This is a genomic window from Cytobacillus firmus DS1, assembly GCF_000565285.1.
Taxonomy (GTDB): domain Bacteria; phylum Bacillota; class Bacilli; order Bacillales; family Cytobacillaceae; genus Cytobacillus; species Cytobacillus firmus_A.
The window spans coordinates 1-22558 of the sequence record NZ_APVL01000038.1; the positions used below are offsets into that span (position 1 = coordinate 1).

The 22558-nt window shown below is 45.3% G+C and carries 20 protein-coding genes and 2 tRNA genes; 20 read left to right on the plus strand and 2 right to left on the minus strand.

Going from position 1 to position 22558, the window contains the following annotated elements:
* Positions 1-342: 342 nt before the first annotated feature.
* Entirely contained in the window at positions 343-798 is a 456-nt protein-coding gene (locus tag PBF_RS23580; RefSeq protein WP_035333305.1) for a S1 domain-containing RNA-binding protein, read from the plus strand.
* Positions 799-923: 125 nt separating this feature from the next.
* Here the strand turns inward: PBF_RS23580 and PBF_RS23585 are convergent.
* A tRNA-Glu gene (locus PBF_RS23585) sits at positions 924-995 on the minus strand.
* Between the two features lie 296 nt (positions 996-1291).
* Positions 1292-1365 (minus strand) — tRNA-Met (locus PBF_RS23595).
* A gap of 356 nt (positions 1366-1721) precedes the next feature.
* On the opposite strand from PBF_RS23595, the gene spoIIE reads away from it, so the two are divergent.
* The 19 genes from spoIIE (at position 1722) to lysS (ending at position 22253) form a co-directional block, all read left to right on the plus strand.
* Positions 1722-4202, plus strand: coding sequence for a stage II sporulation protein E (gene spoIIE, locus PBF_RS23600; protein WP_035333307.1), 2481 nt, complete (start codon positions 1722-1724; stop codon positions 4200-4202).
* Positions 4203-4291: 89 nt separating this feature from the next.
* Positions 4292-5029, plus strand: coding sequence for a VWA domain-containing protein (locus tag PBF_RS23605; protein WP_035333308.1), 738 nt, complete (start codon positions 4292-4294; stop codon positions 5027-5029).
* Positions 4998-5975, plus strand: coding sequence for a serine/threonine protein kinase (locus tag PBF_RS23610; protein WP_035333309.1), 978 nt, complete (start codon positions 4998-5000; stop codon positions 5973-5975). Before PBF_RS23605 ends, PBF_RS23610 begins: the two co-directional genes overlap by 32 nt.
* Before the next feature lie 161 nt (positions 5976-6136).
* Positions 6137-7525, plus strand: a complete 1389-nt coding sequence (tilS, locus tag PBF_RS23615; protein WP_035333310.1) for a tRNA lysidine(34) synthetase TilS — start codon at positions 6137-6139, stop codon at positions 7523-7525.
* Between the two features lie 23 nt (positions 7526-7548).
* Entirely contained in the window at positions 7549-8094 is a 546-nt protein-coding gene (gene hpt / locus PBF_RS23620) for a hypoxanthine phosphoribosyltransferase (protein ID WP_175609168.1), read from the plus strand.
* A gap of 142 nt (positions 8095-8236) precedes the next feature.
* On the plus strand, positions 8237-10228 hold the full coding sequence (gene ftsH, locus PBF_RS23625) for an ATP-dependent zinc metalloprotease FtsH (RefSeq protein WP_035333311.1): 1992 nt from the start codon (positions 8237-8239) through the stop codon (positions 10226-10228).
* 450 nt (positions 10229-10678) lie between these two features.
* Complete coding sequence (locus tag PBF_RS23630; protein ID WP_200870092.1) at positions 10679-11458, plus strand: type III pantothenate kinase; 780 nt, start codon at positions 10679-10681, stop codon at positions 11456-11458.
* A 156-nt stretch (positions 11459-11614) separates the two neighbouring features.
* The gene (gene hslO, locus PBF_RS23635) at positions 11615-12493 is read left to right on the plus strand and encodes an Hsp33 family molecular chaperone HslO (RefSeq protein ID WP_035333315.1); all 879 of its coding nucleotides are present in this window, start codon (positions 11615-11617) and stop codon (positions 12491-12493) included.
* Between the two features lie 157 nt (positions 12494-12650).
* Positions 12651-13517, plus strand: coding sequence for a peptidyl-prolyl cis-trans isomerase (locus PBF_RS23640; RefSeq protein ID WP_035333316.1), 867 nt, complete (start codon positions 12651-12653; stop codon positions 13515-13517).
* Positions 13518-13708: 191 nt separating this feature from the next.
* Entirely contained in the window at positions 13709-14638 is a 930-nt protein-coding gene (gene cysK, locus PBF_RS23645; RefSeq protein ID WP_035333318.1) for a cysteine synthase A, read from the plus strand.
* Positions 14639-14751: 113 nt separating this feature from the next.
* Complete coding sequence (pabB, locus tag PBF_RS23650) at positions 14752-16167, plus strand: aminodeoxychorismate synthase, component I (RefSeq protein ID WP_035333319.1); 1416 nt, start codon at positions 14752-14754, stop codon at positions 16165-16167.
* On the plus strand, positions 16164-16757 hold the full coding sequence (pabA, locus tag PBF_RS23655) for an aminodeoxychorismate/anthranilate synthase component II (protein WP_035333321.1): 594 nt from the start codon (positions 16164-16166) through the stop codon (positions 16755-16757). The genes pabB and pabA overlap by 4 nt, the downstream gene beginning before the upstream one ends.
* 3 nt (positions 16758-16760) lie before the next feature.
* Positions 16761-17618, plus strand: a complete 858-nt coding sequence (pabC, locus tag PBF_RS23660) for an aminodeoxychorismate lyase (RefSeq protein ID WP_035333322.1) — start codon at positions 16761-16763, stop codon at positions 17616-17618.
* Between the two features lie 11 nt (positions 17619-17629).
* Positions 17630-18454: a dihydropteroate synthase gene (folP, locus tag PBF_RS23665; RefSeq protein ID WP_035333324.1), complete on the plus strand. Its 825-nt coding sequence runs from the start codon at positions 17630-17632 to the stop codon at positions 18452-18454.
* Positions 18455-18459: 5 nt separating this feature from the next.
* Positions 18460-18822: a dihydroneopterin aldolase gene (gene folB, locus PBF_RS23670; RefSeq protein WP_035333325.1), complete on the plus strand. Its 363-nt coding sequence runs from the start codon at positions 18460-18462 to the stop codon at positions 18820-18822.
* Positions 18819-19346, plus strand: coding sequence for a 2-amino-4-hydroxy-6-hydroxymethyldihydropteridine diphosphokinase (gene folK, locus PBF_RS23675; protein WP_035333326.1), 528 nt, complete (start codon positions 18819-18821; stop codon positions 19344-19346). Before folB ends, folK begins: the two co-directional genes overlap by 4 nt.
* The gene (locus tag PBF_RS23680) at positions 19298-19513 is read left to right on the plus strand and encodes a helix-turn-helix domain-containing protein (RefSeq protein WP_035333327.1); all 216 of its coding nucleotides are present in this window, start codon (positions 19298-19300) and stop codon (positions 19511-19513) included. Before folK ends, PBF_RS23680 begins: the two co-directional genes overlap by 49 nt.
* A 37-nt stretch (positions 19514-19550) precedes the next feature.
* Positions 19551-20552 (plus strand): tRNA dihydrouridine synthase DusB, encoded by a 1002-nt coding sequence (dusB, locus tag PBF_RS23685; protein WP_035333328.1) that lies wholly within the window; start codon positions 19551-19553, stop codon positions 20550-20552.
* Positions 20553-20753: 201 nt separating this feature from the next.
* Positions 20754-22253 (plus strand): lysine--tRNA ligase, encoded by a 1500-nt coding sequence (gene lysS / locus PBF_RS23690; protein WP_035333329.1) that lies wholly within the window; start codon positions 20754-20756, stop codon positions 22251-22253.
* Positions 22254-22558: the final 305 nt, after the last annotated feature.

The following is a 22558-nucleotide window of genomic DNA, read 5'->3' on the forward strand; positions in this document are numbered from 1 at the left end:
GGCGCTTTTTTATAAACTGTCCGTAAATGGGGGTACAGTTCAGACGCTATATTGACACTCTTTTTTTGGTTTCTGTATAATATATAAAAAGTTTCACTTTATCGCAGTCTAACGGGCAGTAAGACCCCCACTTCAAGACTTTGAGGAATCAAAGGAGGATAAGTGGGGATCAAACTGCCCGTAAAGGCCCGAAAAGAAGAACAAAGACTAAGAACGCCACGTCCTGTGGCAACGTCTTTGTGACCCACTTCCTGTGGGCCTCAACTAACAATCAGTGGGGATAAGGAAAACCCCCACTGATTGAAGTTTCACTTTATATCTTTCAAGGAGGCAGTTTTTTTAATGTCAATCGAAGCAGGCAGCAAGTTAACAGGAAAGGTCACAGGCATTACAAATTTCGGAGCATTTGTGGAGCTGCCGGAAGGCTCAACCGGTCTGGTGCACATAAGTGAAGTCGCTGACAAATATGTAAAAGATATTAATGAGCACCTAAAAGTGGGTGACATGGTTGAAGTGAAAGTCATTAATGTCGAAAAGGACGGAAAGATTGGATTATCCATTAAAAAGGCAAAAGACCGGCCTGAGCGTTCTGAAAGACCTGAAAGAGGAGACAGAAAAGAATTCAGACCTAATTCCAATTCTGGCCGCCCTCGCCATAACCGATCAAACGACCATCGCCCTAAAGAAAACTTTGAATCCAAAATGGCCCGTTTCCTGAAGGATAGCGAGGATCGTCTGTCATCGCTAAAACGCCATACTGAATCCAAACGCGGAGGAAGAGGAGCTAAGCGGGGCTAACTTGCTGCTGATCGATCTATATAGCAGGATGGAAAACAAGTCCGGATAGGGCTTGTTTTTTTATGCTGTTTAATGCTGTTCAGCCATCAAAAAAACGCCAGCCTAAGGCTGACGCTCTTTTGAAATGACCCGTACGGGATTCGAACCCGTGTTACCGCCGTGAAAGGGCGGTGTCTTAACCGCTTGACCAACGGGCCAGGATAATAATAATTTTGGGCAACGCGCTTCCGCATTTCTTGTTGTTCAGCTCCAGCGCCTACCCCCTCGAGGTCACAAGCCGCTCCTCCCAAAAAGGTAAAGAACACCTTTCTGTGCGGATCGTCTTGTGCTTGTCGGGGGTGACCGAGGCGCTTCCGCATTTCTTTGTTGTCCAGCTCCAGCGCGTAGGGGCTCGAGGTCATAAGCCAATCTGTCAAAAAGGTAAAGTGCAACCTTTTTGCCATCTTGTCTTATGCTGGTCGCCCCTGGGCAACGCGCTTCCGCATTTCTTTGATAGCGGCGGAGGGGATCGAACCCCCGACCTCACGGGTATGAACCGTACGCTCTAGCCAGCTGAGCTACACCGCCATATTTCAATAGATTAATAGATGTGCTCTGAAGCACAAGATTTATAATACAAATTTTTAAAAAGGAAGTCAATAAGATATTGAAAGAAATATGTCGTAAATCCCCCTTGCCTCTTTCGTCAATTTCTTCCATGCTTCTCTTTCCGCTGAAAGCTGTCATTCCAACGGTTTGTTTACTTTTTTTACAGAATTAAATCCAACTTCCGCAAGTCCAATTTTAAATCTTGTTATCTATCCCCATATATAGTGGAAAACCGTCGAACGAAAAGCCGGGGCTTGTCTGCTATTTTGACAAACTTTTGGAGCGCTTGAATTTATAATTGTCAGCAACGATAAAAATATGGGGAGTGTAGTTTAATGGAAAAGGTAGAAAGGAATGTAATGGAGCCGATCGGGGAAGTGCCCTTCAACAAACCGAAACTGGATATTGCCAAAGGCTTAAAAAAGCTCCAATCAGGGCTGGAGAATTTCTTTCTGAAAAAAGGCTATGTTCTGCTGATCATTGGCTTTTTGCTTGGAAGAGCCTTGATATTGGCGAAGCTTACCCCATTTAGCCTTCCGTTTTTTGCAGCGGTTTATTTCATTCGAAGAGATAAGGCGCCCCTGGCACTGGTGGGATTAATGGCTGGCGCCGCCACATTATCTATATCCAATGCTGTATCCGCTTTTGGAATCACCTTCATCTTTTTATTTGCATTCCGGGTCTCAAAGAAGTGGCTGCATAATGAAATCAGGGCACTTCCTTTTTATGTATTTTTCACTCTTTTGGCAGGAAAGCTTCTTGAGGTCTTCATTATGAAGGGCCAGCTGGCTTTATATGATGGCATGATGGCCGGTGTCGAGTCGAGCCTTGGCTTCATCCTGACGCTTATTTTCCTGCAGGGACTGCCGCTGCTATCCATAAATAAACGCAGACAATCATTGAAAACCGAAGAAATCGTCTGCCTGATCATTATGCTGGCTTCTGTCATGACGGGAACGATCGGCTGGACGGTATATGATCTTTCGGTGGAGCATATCATGTCACGCTACCTTGTCCTTCTCTTCGCCTTTGTGGCAGGAGCTACAGTCGGTTCGACGGTAGGGGTGGTAACCGGACTGATCTTCTCCCTTGCGAATATATCGAGCTTTTATCATATGAGTCTGCTTGCTTTTGCGGGCCTTTTAGGCGGCCTTTTAAAAGAAGGCAGGAAGTTTGGTGTGGCATTCGGCCTTTTGGTTGCGACACTCCTGATGGGCATGTATGGAGAGGGCAGCGGAAACCTCATGAAAACTCTGTCAGAAACAGGTGCGGCCATTCTTTTGTTTTTACTAACCCCGCAGGCTTTAACGTTAAAATTGGCCAAGCACATCCCGGGAACACCTGAATATGCCGCAGAACAGCAGCAATATATGAGAAAAATGCGTGATGTGACGGCACAGCGCGTTGCCCAGTTTTCGAGCGTCTTTCAGGCTCTTTCCAAAAGCTTTTCCTCCCATGATGAACCGTCCCAATGGGAAGAAGACAGTGACAGGGAAGTGGATTATTTCTTAAGCAATGTAACAGAAAAAACCTGTCAGACCTGCTTTAAGAAGGATCATTGCTGGTCAAAGAACTTTAATACAACCTATGACTATATGATGGATATTATGCATGATGTGGACAACAACGAAGGTGCCCTTTCTCCTAAGCTTGCGAGGGAATGGGAAAAGTACTGCACCAGATCGAAAAAAGTGACAGAAGCCGTTCAGCAGGAGCTGACTTATTATAAAGCGAACCAAAAGCTGAAGAAGCAGGTTCAGGAAAGCAGAAGGCTGGTGGCTGACCAGCTGAGGGGTGTTTCGGAGGTGATGGGTGACTTTGCCAAAGAAATTCAGAGAGAGCGGGAAAATCATCATAAACAGGAAGAACAGATCCTTGAAGCACTTCAGGAGTTTGGGATTCATATCGAGCAGGTGGAAATCTACAGCCTGGAGCAGGGAAATGTCGATATTGATATGACCATCCCATACTGCCAGGGACACGGGGAATGCGAAAAGCTCATTGCACCGATGCTATCTGATATTTTGGGAGAAACGATATTAGTAAATTCAGAGGAATGCGCCACGTTTCCGAATGGATACTGCCATGTTACATTCCGGTCAGCCAAAGCTTTCGTGGTTGAAACAAGCGTTGCACATGCTGCCAAGGACGGAGGCTTAGTGTCAGGGGACAGCTATTCCACCATCGAGTTGGGCTGCGGAAAGTATGCGATTGCCATCAGTGATGGAATGGGCAATGGGGAACGGGCTCATGCGGAAAGCCAGGAAACACTTCAGCTCCTGCAGAAAATTCTTCAATCGGGCATTGAAGAGCAGGTTGCCATTAAATCAGTCAATTCTGTTCTTTCTTTACGGACCACAGACGAAATTTTCTCGACCTTGGATCTGGCCATGATAGATCTGCAGAATGCTGACGCAAAATTTTTGAAAATTGGGTCAACTCCAAGCTTTGTAAAAAGAGGTCCTAAGGTAATAAAAATTCAGGCAAGCAATCTCCCGATGGGAATCATCCAGGAATTTGATGTAGATGTGGTCAGTGAGCAGCTTAAAGCGGGAGATTTGCTGATCATGATGAGTGATGGCGTTTTTGAAGGGCCTAAGCATGTGGAGAACTTTGATTTGTGGATGAAGCGCAAGGTATCCGAGTTGAAGACGGACGACCCTCAAGAAGTAGCCGATTTAATTATGGAAGAGGTCATCAGGTCAAGATCCGGGAATATTGAAGATGATATGACAGTGGTTGTGTCAAAGGTCAAACACAATACTCCGAAATGGACCAGTATCCCTGTACATGCCATCAGGCAAAAGGCCAACTGATTAATTTGCTCATAGAGATATATTTATATGTATAAATCCCCTCCTTTCAGTCGAAAATGCTAATAACTCATATGTGGAGGGGAGTCTCAATGAAAACTGGAACACTGAAGCAAATTTTACTGATAACGGATGGCTGTTCAAATCAGGGTGAAGATCCCTTTGCCATGGCGGCCCTGGCCAAGGAGCAGGGAATAACTGTGAATGTAATCGGAGTCATGGAGCAGGATGTCATTGATGAACAGGGAATGAATGAAATTGAAGGAATTGCGATGTCAGGAGGCGGAGTCAGTCAGGTTGTCTACTCTCAGCAGCTTTCCCAGACGGTACAGATGGTGACAAGAAAAGCCATGACCCAGACACTTCAGGGAGTGGTGAACAAGGAGCTTCAGCAGATCCTGGGCGGCTCAAGAACAATGGAGGACCTTCCGCCTGATCAGCGCGGCGAAGTAATGGAGGTCGTGGATGAACTGGGTGAGACAGTCGAACTGGAAGTGCTGGTTCTCGTGGATACCAGTGCGAGTATGAAGCATAAGCTTCCAACCGTTAAGGAAGCCCTGCTGGATCTGTCCTTGAGCCTCAATGCCCGCTCTGGTGATAACCGTTTTTCTGTATTCGTATTTCCCGGGAAAAAGAAAGATGTCGAAAAACTGCTGGATTGGACACCGAATCTTGAATCGCTCACCAGCATATTCTCGAAATTGACAACAGGAGGGATTACGCCGACAGGTCCGGCTATTCATGAGGCCCTAAACCATTTCAAGAAAAAACGTTCATTAAGGAGTCTGCTTTCCCGTGATGATGAATCATTCTTTGAAGAGTCAGTGTAAAGTAAACCCTGGTACTGTAATTGAAGGAAAGTGGCATCGAAACCGATATACCATTATTAAGGAATTAGGGTATGGTGCTAATGGGATTGTTTATCTCGCCAAAAACCAAAATCAGCAGGTTGCTTTGAAAATGAGTGATAACGGGATGTCCATCACGTCCGAAGTGAACGTCCTTAAATCCTTTGCAAAGGTCCAAGGCTCTGCCCTCGGGCCTTCTTTGCTTGATGTCGATGATTGGGAACGAAGGAGCGGCAAGGTTTCATTCTATATAATGGAATATATACAGGGACCTGATTTGCTGACATTCATTCAGCAAAAGGGACCATCCTGGACCGGTGTTTTAATTGTACAGCTTCTGAACGATCTCGATGCATTGCATAAAGCGGGCTGGGTGTTCGGTGATTTAAAGCCGGATAATCTGATCGTAACAGGCCCTCCATCGAAAATACGCACCATTGATGTGGGCGGCACCACCATTCAGGGCAGGGCAATAAAGGAATTTACCGAGTTTTATGATCGCGGCTATTGGGGATTGGGCACCAGAAAGGCTGAACCTGCTTATGATCTCTTTGCTGCAGCCATGATTTTAATCAATACGGCCTATCCTAAAAGATTTGCCAAGACAACCGGTGACCTTAAACAGCTCAAATTGATGGTCCGCCAAAAGAAAGAACTGCTGAAATACGAAGATGTTATTCTGAATGCTCTGCAGGGCCAGTATAGCTCGGCTGGTGAAATGAGAAACGATATGCTCCAGCTCACACGTGCAAACCCGGCCCAAAGGAGCACGGTAAGCAGGAATCCCGGACAAACAGCCAGCCCTCAGCAGGCCAGCAGGCAAATGCACAGGCAGAAAAAACAGAAAGGGAGCTTCTTTGAAACTCTGCTCATTACCCTTATTGTAACCCTGCTATATTTCTTATATATTTATGGTCAGCTGCTTTGAATTTGAAAGAAATGAAACTTTCTTTACGGTGATCCGTATTATAAGCTTAATCTCTTTTGATATTTACCCTTTAAAAATGATATGCTTTTCCATAGCAAGGATTATCCTGCCTTTTGCAGGGGTAGTAATAAATATATTTAAATTGGATAAGGAAGAAGCCTATGCTCGAAGCGAAAGTGAGTGCTTTCCTTAAGAAAAAGGGATTGAATTTAAAAAATAAGAAAATAGTAGTCGGTGTATCAGGAGGGCCCGATTCCATCGCCCTGCTCCATTATTTTTGGAGCAGACAGCAGCAGTATCGGACAGAACTGATTGCTGCACATGTCGATCATATGTTCAGAGGTGAAGAATCCCTTCAGGACGCCATGTTTGTGAAGGATTACTGCAGGGACAAAGCCATTCCATTTGAAATGGAAAGAGTGAATGTGCCTGAGTATATGGAGAAGTCCGGGAAGAGTTCGCAGACAGCTGCCAGGTATTGCCGATACAGCTTTTATGAAAGAACAGCCGGGAAATATGGGGCGGACTATATAGCGCTGGGACATCATGGCGATGATCAGGTTGAAACCATCTTAATGCGCCTCACAAGGGGAAGCGCCGGCAAAGCAAGAGCAGGAATCCCCTTTACGCGTCCGTTTGGCGATTTTACGATCATCCGCCCGTTTTTGTGCTTGAATAGAGCGGAAATCGAAAGCTACTGCCTGAAAGAACAGCTGAACCCCCGGCGGGATCCAAGCAATGAAAAAGGCATATACAGCCGCAACCGCTTCAGGCAGGAAGTGCTCCCATTCCTGAGAAAAGAAAATCCCCTGGTGCATGAGCATTTTCAAAAATTCAGTGAAGATTTGCAAAGTGATGAAGCATATCTGCAGGAATTAACCGTCCATAAAATGAATACAGTAATGAAAAAGAATGCCAATGAGGAAATTAGTGTGGATATTGATGCTTTTGAGGCAATGCCAATGCCTTTACAAAGGAGAGGGATTCAACTAATATTAAACTATCTTTATAAAGAAAGGCCGGCATCGCTATCGGCATCTCATATAGAGAGTGTTTTTTCCTTAATGAAAAGTCCTCATCCATCGGGAAATTTAGATTTTCCAGGCGGTTTACATATTGTACGCTCCTACCGGCAATGCCACTTTTTATTCCCGAAGGAACCTGTACAATCCTATCGATATGAAGTCTTCAAACCTGCTAGCATTAAACTCCCAAACGGCGGATCGATTATTCTTGAATATGCTGACTGTCCTGATGGAAATCTAAACAATGAAACCCTGGTATTAGACAGGGACGGCGTTTCTTTTCCAATCATTATCAGGACAAGAGAAAAGGGAGACCGCATGACGCTTAAAGGGATGCAGGGGTCCCGAAAGATTAAGGATATTTTCATCGATCATAAAATACCGCTGCATGACCGGAAAACCTGGCCAATCGTGACAGACGCACAAGGCAGGATCCTATGGGTGCCTGGTTTGAAGAAATCGCATGATGATAGGCAGCAGCAATTCTGCACCAGTTATATTATTTTAAAATACATAAAGCAATGATCTTCTAGGGGGCACAATAAATGATGAAAAATGACATTGAAAAAGTACTGATTTCGGAAGAGGAGCTGCAGGATAAAATTAAATCCCTTGCTGCTGAACTAACTGAAGAATACCAGGACCGATTCCCGCTTGCCATTGGGGTTTTAAAAGGGGCAATGCCTTTCATGAGCGACCTTTTAAAGCGTGTGGATACATATCTTGAGATGGACTTCATGGATGTATCAAGCTATGGGAATTCAATGGTTTCCTCAGGAGAAGTGAAAATTCTGAAAGACCTTGATACTTCTGTGGAAGGCAGAGATATTCTGATCATTGAGGATATCATCGACAGCGGCTTGACACTCAGCTATCTGGTTGAGCTGTTCCGCTACAGAAAAGCGAAAAGCATTAAGATTGTAACACTGCTTGACAAGCCAACCGGAAGAAAGGCTGATATCAAAGCTGATTATGTAGGATTTATTGTTCCTGATGAGTTCGTAGTCGGCTATGGCCTTGATTATGCGGAAAAGTACCGTAACCTTCCATATATTGGAGTGCTTAAGCCGGAAGTATACAGCAATAACGATTAAGGAAATCCTAAGCATGATCTTGGATTAAAGCCCTTTACTGAAACAAGAATCACCCGGTTTTAAGAAGTCTAATTCCTTGTATTGGCACGATTTTCTATGATAGTATACACTATAGTTTGTTTACCGTGGGAGGAGGTAAGGGATGAATCGGATCTTCCGGAATACCATCTTTTATTTATTAATATTTTTAGTCATTATTGGAGTTGTCAGCTTCTTTAACGGCAACAATGAACCAACGGAGCACATCTCTTATAATAAATTTGTTGATCACTTGGAAAGCGGCGATATTACGTCCATTTCCCTTCAGCCTGAGAGAGGTGTTTTTGAAGTACGGGGTCAGCTTGAGGGATATGAGGAAGGCAAATACTTCCTGACTTATATCATGAACAATGATAATATCCTTGACCGTGTGGATCAATTAGCCCAGACATCAGATGTCGATGTTATGCCGGCTAAGGAAACAAGCGGCTGGGTTACATTCTTTACGTCAATCATTCCTTTCATCATCATCTTCATACTATTCTTCTTCCTGCTGAACCAGGCGCAGGGCGGAGGCAGCCGTGTGATGAACTTCGGCAAAAGCAAAGCCAAGCTGTATGATGAAAGCAAAAAGAAAGTGCGCTTTAAAGATGTTGCAGGCGCCGATGAAGAAAAGCAGGAGCTTGTTGAGGTCGTTGAGTTCCTTAAAGACCCGCGCAAGTTTGCTGAATTGGGAGCAAGAATTCCTAAAGGGGTTCTTCTTGTAGGACCTCCGGGAACAGGTAAAACCTTGCTTGCACGGGCAGCTGCCGGTGAAGCGGGCGTTCCGTTCTTCTCTATAAGCGGTTCTGATTTCGTTGAAATGTTCGTCGGTGTGGGTGCTTCCCGTGTCCGCGACTTATTCGAAAATGCGAAAAAGAACGCGCCGTGTATTATTTTTATCGATGAAATTGATGCTGTAGGGCGCCAGCGTGGTGCCGGCCTAGGCGGCGGGCATGATGAACGCGAGCAGACCCTTAACCAGCTTCTAGTTGAAATGGATGGATTTGGGGCAAATGAAGGAATTATCATCATTGCTGCCACTAACCGTCCGGATATTCTTGACCCGGCATTATTGCGTCCGGGACGTTTTGACAGACAGATTACGGTTGACCGCCCGGATGTCAAAGGCCGTGAAGCAGTGCTTAAAGTACATGCACGCAACAAGCCTTTAGATGAGTCGGTCAACTTAAAGAGCATTGCGATGCGCACTCCTGGATTCTCAGGTGCAGACCTTGAAAATCTCTTGAATGAAGCAGCTCTTGTAGCTGCCCGCCGCAATAAGAAAAAAGTGGATATGGAAGATATCGATGAAGCAACAGACCGCGTTATCGCTGGACCAGCCAAGAAGAGCCGTGTGATTTCCCAAAAGGAAAGAAACATCGTTGCTTTCCACGAAGCGGGTCATACAGTCATCGGTTTAGTGCTTGATGAAGCAGAAATGGTTCATAAGGTTACAATCGTGCCGCGCGGCCAGGCCGGAGGATATGCAGTCATGCTTCCGAAAGAAGACCGTTACTTCCAGACGAAACCTGAGCTTCTCGACAAAATTGTCGGATTGCTTGGCGGACGTGTGGCTGAAGAAATCGTCTTCGGTGAAGTAAGCACAGGTGCCCATAATGACTTCCAGCGTGCGACAGGTATTGCCCGGCGCATGGTAACCGAATTCGGAATGAGCGATAAGCTTGGACCATTGCAGTTCGGACAGTCTCAGGGCGGCCAGGTATTCCTGGGACGTGACTTCCATAATGAACAGAACTATTCAGATGCAATCGCATATGAAATCGATCTTGAGATCCAGCGCATTATCAAGGAATCCTATGAAAGAGCAAGAAAGCTCTTAACAGAAAACCGTGATAAGCTGAATCTGATCGCAAATACATTGCTTGAAGTTGAAACGCTTGATGCGGAACAAATCAAGCACTTATCAGAACATGGCAGACTGCCTGACCGTTCAGTGACTTCCATTTCAACGGATGAAGATGTGAAAGTAAACATCAGCATCAAGAAAGAGGACCCTGCTGAAACAGGCGAAATCCCTGAAACAAGGGAAGGCTCAAGCCCCGCAGAAGCGGATGTGCCACCTGCCATCGACGAAGAACGCAAAGACAAATAATTGAAAAGCGCCTCCAGGGGCGCTTTTTTTTGCCGGAAAACATCAATTCCAAGACCGCCCGGAATTTTCGATTACACGAAACAACAGCAGTTGTGATATGATGTTTTCAGTGAAAAAATAAGGCTGTATTCGTAAGGTTTGTTGTTATTTGGGCATGTAACTTAATTAGACCTATGAGTTGATTGGAGCAGAAGGCACTTGATCCTCGAAAATGCTGAAACATTTCCTTCGTGCGGTGTTCAATCGAGGAAGCCTATTCAATGTCCTGCGGGAGGAGAGGGAAGTGTGACCCCGCAGGCGAAGCCGAGGAGGCTCGCATTCCTCCCCGCGGGTTCGCTGCGTGCCTGAAGCGGAGATCAACGGGCTGAATTCATAGGTAAAAAACAATAATCTTTAAAAAAAGAGCCAAAAATAAATCTTCATTTAAATAATCATAAAGTGGTGAGAATGTTGATCTTTGTTTTCGACGTAGGGAATACGAATATCGTTCTGGGTGTCTATGACCAAGATGAATTGAAGCATCATTGGCGAATTGAAACCAACCGGAATAAAACAGAAGATGAATATGGAATGATTGTAAAGTCTCTGTTTGAGCATGAGAATCTTTCCTTTTCAGATATAGATGGCATTATCATTTCCTCAGTAGTGCCGCCAATCATGTTTTCGCTTGAAAGAATGTGCCAAAAATATTTCCATGTGAAGCCTCTTGTTGTGGGTCCTGGTATCAAGACAGGCTTAAACATCAAGTATGAGAACCCGCGAGAAGTGGGGGCAGACCGCATCGTCAACGCAGTCGCTGCCATTCATGAATATGGAAGCCCATTAGTCATTGTCGATTTCGGTACAGCCACTACCTATTGCTATATCAATGAAAATAAGCAATATATGGGCGGCGCCATTGCCCCGGGAATCGGGATTTCGACAGAGGCTCTATATTCCCGTGCAGCGAAGCTTCCAAGAATAGAAATTGCCCGTCCTGATCATATTGTCGGAAAAAATACCGTATCTGCCATGCAGGCGGGAATTCTATATGGTTACGTCGGCCAGGTTGAAGGTATAGTAAAAAGAATGAAAGACCAGGCAGACGAAAAGCCGACTGTCATTGCCACAGGAGGCCTTGCGGGGCTCATCGCGCAAGAGTCGGATATCATCGATGTTGTGGATCCATTTTTAACTTTAAAGGGCCTGCAGATTATTTATAAACGAAATATGGAAACCATAAAAAAATAGTAAGCTTAAAAAGTGCTGCCATGACAGCAGTTTTCTTGAAGATAACAAGGTATTAAAATTTTGGAATTCGAAAATTGTCTAGCGCAAGCAGCCTACCCCCTCGAGGGTGTCGGGGGTGGGCAAGGCGCTTGCGCTTTTCGTGGAAAGGAGCAAGAAATGAGCGATTATCTAGTAAAAGCACTAGCGTATGATGGACAAGTCCGTGCCTATGCATCCCGCACCACCGAAACAGTTGGAGAGGGCCAGCGCAGACATTATACATGGCCAACCGCGTCAGCTGCTTTGGGAAGAGCCATGACGGCAGGCGTGATGATGGGTGCCATGCTAAAGGGCGATAACAAACTGACGATCAAAATCGAAGGCGGCGGTCCAATTGGCGCCATTCTGGTAGACAGCAATGCAAATGGAGAGGTGCGCGGATATGTAACAAACCCGCAGACGCACTTCGATCTTAATGAGCAGGGCAAGCTTGACGTGCGCCGTGCGGTCGGCACTGAAGGGACCCTGACTGTTGTGAAGGACATTGGAATGAGAGAACACTTCACAGGACAGGTTCCGCTGGTTTCGGGAGAACTTGGGGAAGATTTCACTTATTACTTCGTTACTTCTGAACAGGTTCCTTCATCCGTTGGAGTGGGGGTTCTTGTTAATCCTGATAACTCTATTCTTGCTGCAGGGGGATTCATTCTTCAGCTTATGCCGGGAACAGATGAAGAGACGATTACTTTAATTGAGAACAGACTGAAAGAAATTCCGCCTGTATCCAAATTGATTCAGCAAGGATTGACACCTGAAGAGCTATTGGAAACAATCCTTGGTAAAGACAATGTGAAGTTCCTTGAGAAGCTTCCTGTATCCTTTACCTGCACATGTTCAAAAGAGCGTTTTGCCAATGCGATTATCAGCCTCGGTGAAGGAGAAATCCAGCAGATGATTGATGAAGACGGCCAGGCTGAAGCTTCCTGCCACTTCTGCAACGAGAAATATCATTATACAAAAGAAGAGTTGGAAGAATTAAAAAACGAAGTAAATTGATAAAATAAGCGTTTGCCGGTCTCCAAAAGGTTCGCCCTTTAGGCCGGGGCCAAGCGCTTTTGTTTTTTGAACTTAGAGAATGTCAAGCTTCAGTGCCTGCTCCCTCGAGGTGTCGGGCAGGGCAAGGTGCTTGCGCTTTTCTTGGGGGGAGGAGCACTTGGAAAAGAGACAGCTTTTAATGATCATTGCCGGTTTAGTATTGCTGAATCTTATCACATTGGCCTTTTTGCTTTTTAAAGGCGATGGCAGCGGGGAAGCAGTAGCCAAAATTGGCGGAGAAAAAATCACTCGCCAGGAATGGATGAGTGAGATGGAATTGAAGTACGGAAAAAGCACCTTAAGCGAATTAATTGATCAGAAGGTCATTGAAGAAGCCGGGAAAAAATACGGGGTGAAGATCTCTGATAAGGCAGTGGATCTTGAGCTGAAAATGGTCAAGACTATGTACGGCGGAAATTTCACCGATGAGATGAGTGAAGACAAATGGCGCAGGCAAATCAAGAACAATCTTATTCTTGAAGAGCTGCTCACGGCAGATGTCTCTGTCTCAGAAGAGGAAATGAAGAGCTACTATGAAGAGAACAGCAGCCAATTCCATGTTCCTGATACCTATCATATCTCTCAAATCATTGTGAAAACAAAAGAAGAAGCAGAACAGACAGTGAAGGAGCTGGAAGAAGGCTCCAGCTTCTCTGTGCTTGCGATGGAGCGATCGATTGATGAATTCACCGCTAACCTGGGAGGAAATGCAGGGTATGTCAGTAAAGATGATGAGCACATACCGTCGGAAGTCCTGGAACAGGTCAAAAACCTGAAGCCCGGCAAATGGACCAAGCCGGTTAAAACAGAAGATGGCTATGCTGTTGTCATGCTTCATGAGCATTTAAAGGGAGAACAGTATTCCTTTAAAGAAGTAAAGAACATGATTCGCCGCCAGATTGCTCTTGAGCAAATGGATGTTCCTGTCTCTGCCAAACCGTTTTGGAAAGAGGCGGATGTGGAATGGTTCTACGGTGAGCAGTAAAAAAACACGGAGCTAATTCCGTGTTTTTTTCTGCAAAAATTGAGTATCATGAATAGAGATGGGTAATTATCTATAATGACAAAAGTATGAATTTTCTTTTAAATGCCGATCAAATTCATTGACATTCCCATTGGAAATTGGTAAATTTATATTAAACCAATAAAAATAGTCGGAAATGAGGAGTGGGGAAAATGGTACGTGTAGCAAATTCAATTGCAGATCTTGTTGGCCATACACCAATTGTGAAACTAAACCGTTTAGTTGATGATAATAGCGCAGATGTTTATCTGAAATTGGAATACATGAATCCGGGGAGCAGCGTAAAAGACCGTATTGCCCTGGCAATGATCACGGCTGCAGAAAAAGATGGAAGTCTTAAACCAGGTGATACCATCATTGAACCGACAAGCGGAAATACAGGAATCGGATTAGCAATGATTGCCGCAGCAAAAGGCTATAAAGCCGTTCTTGTGATGCCGGAGACAATGAGTATGGAGCGCCGCAATCTGCTGCGTGCTTACGGGGCTGACCTTGTCCTCACACCTGGACCGGAAGGAATGGGCGGTGCGATCCGCAAGGCGCAGGAGCTGGCAAAGGAACATGGCTATTTCGTTCCTCAGCAGTTTGAAAACCCTGCGAACCCTGAAGTTCACCGTTTAACAACTGGACCTGAAATCACAGAGCAAATGGGCGACCAGCTGGATGCCTTCATTTCCGGAATCGGAACAGGCGGAACCATTACAGGAGCCGGCCAGGTGCTCAAAGAAAAATATAAAAACATCAAAATTTACGCAGTGGAGCCAACTGATTCACCTGTCCTATCAGGCGGAAAGCCGGGCCCGCATAAAATCCAGGGCATTGGAGCGGGATTTGTGCCGGATACGCTGGATACAAAGATTTATGATGAAGTAATCCAGATAACGAACGATGAGGCATTTGATTATGCCCGCCGTGCGGCCAAGGAAGAAGGTATCCTTGGCGGAATTTCCTCCGGTGCGGCGATCAGTGCGGCGCTGAAGGTGGCAAAAGAGCTTGGCAAGGGCAAAAAAGTTCTGGCCATTATCCCAAGTAACGGGGAACGTTATTTAAGTACTCCTTTATACCAATTTGAAGCTGAATAATTGATACGACAGCGGTCTCTGATGGCCGCTGTTTTTTGTGTAATAAAAATTATGAAAGCATGCCCCGTATCATGTATGATGAAAAATAGAGAACTATATAGGGGTGACTTTTAGTGAAGCATCTTCAGATCCATGCAAAAAAAATACCATATTCATATATCCGTTTTTTCCGCACATACCGCTGCCTGTCTGAGGGATTGCCGCATCATGTTTTACTGGAAAGCGGACGGGGCGGCAGGTACAGTATTGCAGCTCTTGAGCCGGAAGCAATCTTAACAGGCAAAAATTCAAAGCTTGAAATCACTGCAGACGGCGAAAAACAGGTGCTCGAAGGCAACCCCCTCCACCTGATGCAGGAATGGCTGAATCAATATAAAGCAGATAAGCTTGAAGAACTTCCTGACTTTCAGGGAGGTGCAATCGGGTTCATCAGCTATGATTACGCACGCTATATCGAAAAGCTTCCAAATGAAGCTCAGGATGATCTGCAAATACCTGATATCCACTTTTTTATTTATAAAGATTGCTTTGTCTTTGATCATAAAACGGAAGAACTCTGGCTCCTATTCTTATATGAAAAAGGGGAAGAGCACTCGATTGAGGAACGGGCAGAGAATTGGGAGCAGAAATGGAAGAATGAGAGCGGAGAGCCTTCTGAAGCAGCGGGATGCAGTCAGACAGAACAAACACTTGGTGTATCCATGAACGAAGAAGAATTCCAGTCTGCTGTCCGGAGTGTTCAGGAATATATTTCACAGGGAGATGTTTTTCAGGTGAATCTCTCGGTACGCCAAAGCCGCCCGATTCATATTCAGGCTATGGATGTATACGAGCAGCTGAGAGTGTTAAACCCGTCTCCATACATGGGATATTTCCACACGCCTGCATACCAGCTTGTGAGCGCATCACCGGAGCTTCTGATTAAGAAAAAAGAAAACACCGTCAGCACGCGGCCGATTGCCGGGACAAGATCCCGGGGAAAGAATCATGAGGAGGACCTCAAGCTCGCCAGTGAACTGATTGAAAATGAGAAAGAGCGTGCAGAGCACGTAATGCTGGTTGACCTGGAGAGAAATGACCTTGGAAGAGTCTGCGAATATGGGACTGTTGAAGTGGATGAGTTCATGGTTATTGAAAAATACTCACATGTGATGCATATCGTTTCCAATGTAAAAGGTGAGCTGGCAGACGGCAAGAATGCCGTTGATATTATTGACGCTGTATTTCCCGGGGGAACGATCACGGGTGCCCCTAAGGTGAGGACCATGGAAATCATTGAAGAGCTTGAACCGGTCACAAGAGGACCATACACCGGCTCTCTTGGCTGGATCAATTTCAGCGGCGACCTGGAACTGAATATCATCATCCGCACCATGCTCGTTAAGGATCGACAGGCCCATGTGCAGGCAGGTGCAGGCATTGTCATTGACTCCAATCCGAAAAATGAATACAAAGAGTCGCTGAAGAAAGCGATTGCTCTTTGGAAAGCAAAAGAACTCGCAGAACAGGCAAAAGGGGATCAGCTATGATTTATATGATCGATAATTACGATTCTTTTACATATAATCTCGTGCAGTATCTCGGTGAATTAGGCGAAGAGCTGGTTGTAAAAAGAAACGATGAAACATCGATTTCTGAAATAGGCAGTATGCAGCCGAAGTTCCTGATGATCTCTCCGGGGCCGTGCAGCCCGAATGAAGCAGGTATCAGCCTGAAAGCCATTGAAGCTTTTGCAGGCAAAATCCCGGTCTTTGGCGTTTGTCTGGGACATCAGTCGATTGCTCAAGTATTCGGAGGTGATGTGGTGCAGGCAGAGCGTCTGATGCATGGAAAAACCTCTGACATTTTTCATGATGGGAAAACCATATTTAAAGACCTGCCCAATCCTTTTCCTGCTACCCGCTACCATTCACTGATTGTCAAAAAGGAAACACTGCCGGAATGTCTTGAGGTTTCGGCATGGACAGCTGAGGGGGAGATTATGGCCATTCGCCATAAGGAATTGCCTGTAGAAGGTGTCCAATTCCATCCGGAGTCGATTATGACTACGGCCGGAAAGGAACTTCTTCAGAATTTTATTCAGCATTACAAAGCCGCACTGCAGGCAGAGGGGCTGTAAACCTTGTATATTTATATGAATGGGGAAATTGTCAGGAAAGAGGAGGCCAGGATCTCTCCTTTTGATCACGGCTTTTTATATGGAATGGGGCTGTTTGAGACGTTCCGTGTGTATAATGGACATCCCTTTTTATTGGACGATCATCTGGAGAGGCTGAACCGAAGCCTTGAAGCTATAAATATCGAAGTAAGCTACACAAGGGAACAAGTGCTCGGTGTGCTCGAGAAGCTGCTCGGAAAAAACGGATACCCTAATGCCTACATCCGTATGAATGTGTCAGCGGGAAACGGGGAGATTGGCCTTCAGACAGCACCGTACACAAACCCGAATACGATTATTTTCTGCAAACCGCTTCCGCCAAGAAGTGCAAGCGGAGAAAAGCAGGCAGTGATGCTTGAGATTCCCCGCAATACTCCTGAAGGGGCAGAACGCCTGAAGTCCCATCATTTTTTAAATAACATTCTGGCCAAAAAGGAAGCGGGGGACGATCCGGGCACTGAAGGGATCTTTTTGACCAGGGAAGGCTATCTGGCAGAAGGGATCACGTCGAACTTATTCTGGATTCGCGATGGCCATTTATTTACCCCCTCACTTAATACCGGCATACTAAACGGCATTACCCGGAAATTTGTAATCAGGCTGGCCGGGAAACTGGGGATGAATGTGCAGGAAGGCATGTACAGGCCGGAAGCTGTACTGGATGCGGATGAAGTTTTTGTCACAAATTCCATCCAGGAAATTGTGCCAATCTCCTCGTTTGACGGCCATTCAATGCCAGGGTTATCCGGGAAGAAAACATCGGAGCTCCAGATGCACTATGAAAACCGCTGTGAACACTTATGGAGCAGGAATGAACTGTAGGAGGATTCATAATGTCTAAAACAACAATTCAGTGTGGGCCATATACGCTAGATTACGGGAAGAAAACCATTGTAATGGGAATTTTAAATGCAACCCCTGACTCCTTTTCGGATGGCGGCAAATACAGTCATCAGGATCTGGCAGTCAAGCATGCTCTGCAAATGGTCGAAAACGGAGCAGATATCATCGATGTCGGCGGAGAGTCAACCCGTCCGGGATTTGATCCGGTCCCTGCAGACGAAGAGCTGAGGCGTGTTCTTCCTGTTATCGAGGCAATTTCAAAGGAAGTGGATGTTCCGATATCGATTGATACCTATAAAGCTGAAGTCGCCAGGCTGGCCATTGAAGCCGGGGCCCATATGATCAATGATGTGTGGGGAGCCAAAGCGGATCCTGAAATGGCATCAACCGCAGCGGAAACGGGAGCGCCGATTATCTTAATGCATAACCGCAAGGATATGGAATACACATCCTTTTTCCGCGATGTCATGAATGATTTATACGAAAGCATTGCGCTTGTTAAGTCTGCGGGTGTTAAGGACGAGAATATCATCCTTGACCCGGGCATCGGCTTTGCAAAAGACTTGAACTATAACCTGGAAATGATGAGGGATTTGGACAAGCTTGTGGCAATCGGGTATCCTGTGCTGCTAGGCACATCGAAGAAGCGGATGATCGGAACGATTCTGGACCTTCCGGTTGAGGAGCGAACAGAAGGAACGGGAGCGACGGTCTGCTACGGCATCCAAAAGGGCTGCCAGATGATCCGCATCCATGATGTTAAGGAAATGAGCCGAATGGCTAGAATGATGGACGCTTTAATGGGAAAAGGGTGATTACAATGGATAAAATTTATGTGAATCGAATGGAGTTTTACGGCTACCATGGTGTTTTTCCGGAAGAAACACGCCTTGGCCAGCGATTTGCTGTTGACCTTACTGTCCAAGCAGACCTGAAAAAGGCCGGGGAAACGGATAATCTTGATGACTCCATTAACTATGGTGAGCTTTATGCAGTGTGTAAAGAGGTTGTGGAAGGGAAGCCCTATAAGCTGGTTGAAGCTGTAGCGGAAAAGCTGGCAGCAGAACTACTTTCCCGGTTCCCGCTCATTCTGCAGCTGACAGTCAAAGTGATTAAGCCTGATCCGCCTATTCCCGGTCACTATAAATCAGTAGCCGTCGAGATTACGAGAGGCAGATCATGAGGAACACAGCTTTTATTGCGCTTGGCTCAAATATCGGCAGCCGGTTTGACCACTTGAAGAAAGCGGTTGAGATGATTGATCAGCTTCCGGAAACAGAAGTGGTAAATACTTCATCTGTTTATGAAACTGATCCAGTCGGTTATGAAGATCAAGAACAATTTTTAAATATGGCAATCCAAATCACTACCGGCTTAAATCCTTTTGAATTGCTGGATGCATGCCTTGATATCGAATTAAAACTTGGGAGAAAAAGGGAAATACATTGGGGCCCGCGGACAATAGACCTTGACATTTTACTGTATAGTCACGAAAATATTGAAACAGAGAAGCTAATAGTTCCTCATCCTCGGATGCATGAAAGAGCGTTTGTCCTTGTTCCTCTTTTAGAGATTGATTCCAGCATCAGGCTTCCGAAGATGGAGCGGCCCTTAATTTCAATACTGGAAGATATACCTGACAGAGAGGGAGTACGGATATGGAAGCAGAAAAATGGGGAAGACGTATTCGCGCTTTTCGAAAGCTAAAAGGATTTACGCAAGAAGGATTTGCAAGAGAGCTGGGTGTATCGGTTTCAATTTTAGGTGAAATTGAAAGAGGAAACCGCATGCCTGCACCGGCTTTAATCGAGCAGATCGCTCTGGCGCTTAAAGTGACACAGGAAGAATTGGCTCCCAGACAGGAGCAGGATTAATATATAGGTTTGAACCGTTAAAGAGGGAGGTGCAATTATGTTCAAAATAGGTGATATCGAGCTGAAAAACCGTGTGGTACTGGCTCCGATGGCTGGGGTATGCAATTCTGCTTTCCGTCTGACTGTGAAAGAATTCGGTGCCGGTCTTGTATGTGCTGAGATGGTCAGCGACAAAGGCATTGTCCTCCAGAACGAAAAGACGATGAACATGCTTTATATTGATGAGAGAGAAAAGCCGCTAAGCCTGCAGATTTTCGGAGGCAAAAAAGAGACGCTTGTAGAAGCGGCGAAATTTGTAGATCAAAATACGAATGCGGATATCATCGACATTAACATGGGCTGCCCTGTCCCTAAAATCACCAAATGTGATGCGGGTGCCAAGTGGCTGCTTGATCCGGATAAAATTTATGAAATGGTTTCTTCTGTAACAGCCGCTGTTGAAAAGCCGGTTACCGTAAAAATGCGGATGGGCTGGGATGAAGATCACATCTACGCTGTTCAAAACGCCCAGGCGGTTGAGAGCGCAGGGGGCAAAGCTATAGCCCTTCACGGCCGGACGCGCGTCCAGATGTATGAAGGACAAGCGAACTGGGATATTATCCGCGAAGTAAAGCAGAACATTAACATTCCGCTAATCGGAAATGGTGATGTGGAAACCCCTCAGGATGCCAAGCGCATGCTGGATGAAACAAGCTGTGACGGTGTCATGATCGGACGGGCTGCACTGGGGAACCCATGGATGATTTACCGTACAGTCAAATATCTTGAGACGGGTGAATTAATGGGCGAGCCTTCTGTACGAGAGAAGATGGATGTGTGCATCCTTCATTTGGACCGCCTGATTTCATTAAAGGGTGAACATATCGCTGTACTCGAAATGCGAAAGCATGCTGCATGGTATCTGAAAGGAATCCGCGGCAATGCGAAGGTCCGCAATGGAATTAATGAATCCAATACAAGAGAAGAATTGGTGACCGTTCTTAACGCTCTTGTCATTGATGCAGAAGAAAAAGAAAGAAGCCAGATACAGGCTGTATAAGCTGCGTAAAGTTTGACAGGCTGACATTCTTTGCCTATAATACTTTTGATAAATGGAAACTGCCAGTGCATGAACTGGCAGTTTTTATTCTATTTAACTATTTAGGATGTCTGATTTACCCGCTTTGTGTAAAATAATAGAGATATACATTTTTGAAGGACCGCAGAATTGTGCGTACATAAAAAGATTTACAAAATGGAGATGATTTCAGTGAGTCAGAGTCATGAAGAATTAAATGACCAGTTGAAAGTAAGACGCGAGAAAATGAACAGCTTGCGCGAACAGGGAATGGATCCTTTCGGGAAACGTTTCGACCGTTCACACCAAAGCAATGAATTAATCGAGCAATACGGTGAGCTTGAGAAGGAAGAAATTGAGGAAAAGGACGTTTCTGTAACGCTTGCAGGACGCATTATGACCAAGCGCGGAAAAGGGAAAGCCGGATTCGCCCATGTACAGGATTTATCAGGGCAAATACAAATCTATGTCCGCAAGGATGCAGTTGGAGAAGAAAGCTATGCCATCTTCGAAACTGCGGATCTGGGAGATATCGTTGGGATCAGCGGCAAGCTTTTTAAAACAAAGGTAGGCGAACTGTCTGTTAAAGCGGAGGAATTTGTCCTTCTGACAAAATCCCTGCGTCCGCTGCCGGATAAGTTCCACGGGCTAAAGGACGTTGAGCAGCGCTACCGCCAGCGTTACCTGGATCTCATTATGAGTGAGGAAAGCAAAAAGACTTTCGTCACGAGAAGCCGCATTATCCAATCCATGCGCCGCTACCTTGACAGCCATGGCTACCTGGAAGTTGAAACACCTATGATGCATTCCATTGCAGGGGGAGCATCTGCACGTCCATTTATCACTCATCATAATGCGCTGGATATGGAGCTCTATATGCGTATCGCGATTGAGCTTCATCTGAAGCGTCTGATTGTGGGCGGCCTTGAAAAGGTATATGAAATTGGCCGGGTATTCCGTAATGAAGGTGTATCTACACGGCACAATCCTGAATTCACTATGATTGAATTATACGAAGCATATGCTGACTATAGAGATATCATGAGCCTTACTGAAAACCTTATTGCCCATATTGCCCAAGAAGTGCTCGGAACAACTACTGTGCAATACGGCGAATACGAAGTGGATCTGAAGCCTGAATGGAAAAGGCTTCATATGGTAGATGCCATTAAGGAATACACAGGGGTAGACTTCTGGAAAGAAACCAGTAAGGAAGAAGCCCAGCAGCTTGCGAAAGAGCATGGTGTTGAAATCAAAGACAATATGGAATATGGTCATATTGTTAATGAATTCTTCGAGCAGAAGGTTGAAGAGAAATTAATTCAGCCGACATTCATCTATGGACATCCTGTAGAGATTTCGCCGCTTGCGAAGAAAAATGACGAAGATCCGCGCTTTACTGATCGTTTTGAATTATTTATTGTAGCCCGTGAGCATGCAAATGCCTTCACTGAGCTGAATGATCCAATTGATCAGCGCGAACGCTTTGAAGCACAGCTGAAAGAACGTGAAGAAGGCAATGATGAAGCTCATATGATGGATGATGATTTTATTGAAGCTCTTGAATACGGCATGCCGCCAACAGGCGGACTGGGCATCGGAATCGATCGAGTTGTAATGCTGCTGACAAACTCACCTTCTATTAGAGATGTACTGTTATTCCCGTTAATGCGCCATCGTTAAAATTCTATAAAACAAGGCAGAGTACAATGCGTGCTCTGTCTTTTTTTGTTTTATTGAAAGGATTAAGGATCTGCAAAAATAATGCTTTTTCCGGGCTGAATAATGGGAATATTTTTTCTTTCTTTTTTGCGTATAAAAAAGATAAAAACATATTGCATGTTGTCCTGTGAGGTGATATATTTATATTCGTTGCTGCAAGACAGCGACTTACAAAAAAGATTTTAAAAAAAGTTATTGACTCAGGTGTTTAAACCTGATAAGATAATAAAGTCGCTTCTGAGCGGCGGATTGATCTTTGAAAACTG

Coding starts and splice junctions, on each gene's coding strand:
- hslO (WP_035333315.1), top strand. CDS start 11,615: ATGAGCGATTATCTAGTAAAAGCACTAGCGTATGATGGACAAGTCCGT.
- PBF_RS23680 (WP_035333327.1), top strand. CDS start 19,298: ATGGAAGCAGAAAAATGGGGAAGACGTATTCGCGCTTTTCGAAAGCTA.
- ftsH (WP_035333311.1), top strand. CDS start 8,237: ATGAATCGGATCTTCCGGAATACCATCTTTTATTTATTAATATTTTTA.
- cysK (WP_035333318.1), top strand. CDS start 13,709: ATGGTACGTGTAGCAAATTCAATTGCAGATCTTGTTGGCCATACACCA.
- PBF_RS23580 (WP_035333305.1), top strand. CDS start 343: ATGTCAATCGAAGCAGGCAGCAAGTTAACAGGAAAGGTCACAGGCATT.
- PBF_RS23610 (WP_035333309.1), top strand. CDS start 4,998: ATGATGAATCATTCTTTGAAGAGTCAGTGTAAAGTAAACCCTGGTACT.
- hpt (WP_175609168.1), top strand. CDS start 7,549: ATGAAAAATGACATTGAAAAAGTACTGATTTCGGAAGAGGAGCTGCAG.
- folP (WP_035333324.1), top strand. CDS start 17,630: ATGTCTAAAACAACAATTCAGTGTGGGCCATATACGCTAGATTACGGG.
- dusB (WP_035333328.1), top strand. CDS start 19,551: ATGTTCAAAATAGGTGATATCGAGCTGAAAAACCGTGTGGTACTGGCT.
- lysS (WP_035333329.1), top strand. CDS start 20,754: ATGATTTCAGTGAGTCAGAGTCATGAAGAATTAAATGACCAGTTGAAA.
- folB (WP_035333325.1), top strand. CDS start 18,460: ATGGATAAAATTTATGTGAATCGAATGGAGTTTTACGGCTACCATGGT.
- PBF_RS23605 (WP_035333308.1), top strand. CDS start 4,292: ATGAAAACTGGAACACTGAAGCAAATTTTACTGATAACGGATGGCTGT.
- spoIIE (WP_035333307.1), top strand. CDS start 1,722: ATGGAAAAGGTAGAAAGGAATGTAATGGAGCCGATCGGGGAAGTGCCC.
- folK (WP_035333326.1), top strand. CDS start 18,819: ATGAGGAACACAGCTTTTATTGCGCTTGGCTCAAATATCGGCAGCCGG.
- pabA (WP_035333321.1), top strand. CDS start 16,164: ATGATTTATATGATCGATAATTACGATTCTTTTACATATAATCTCGTG.
- tilS (WP_035333310.1), top strand. CDS start 6,137: ATGCTCGAAGCGAAAGTGAGTGCTTTCCTTAAGAAAAAGGGATTGAAT.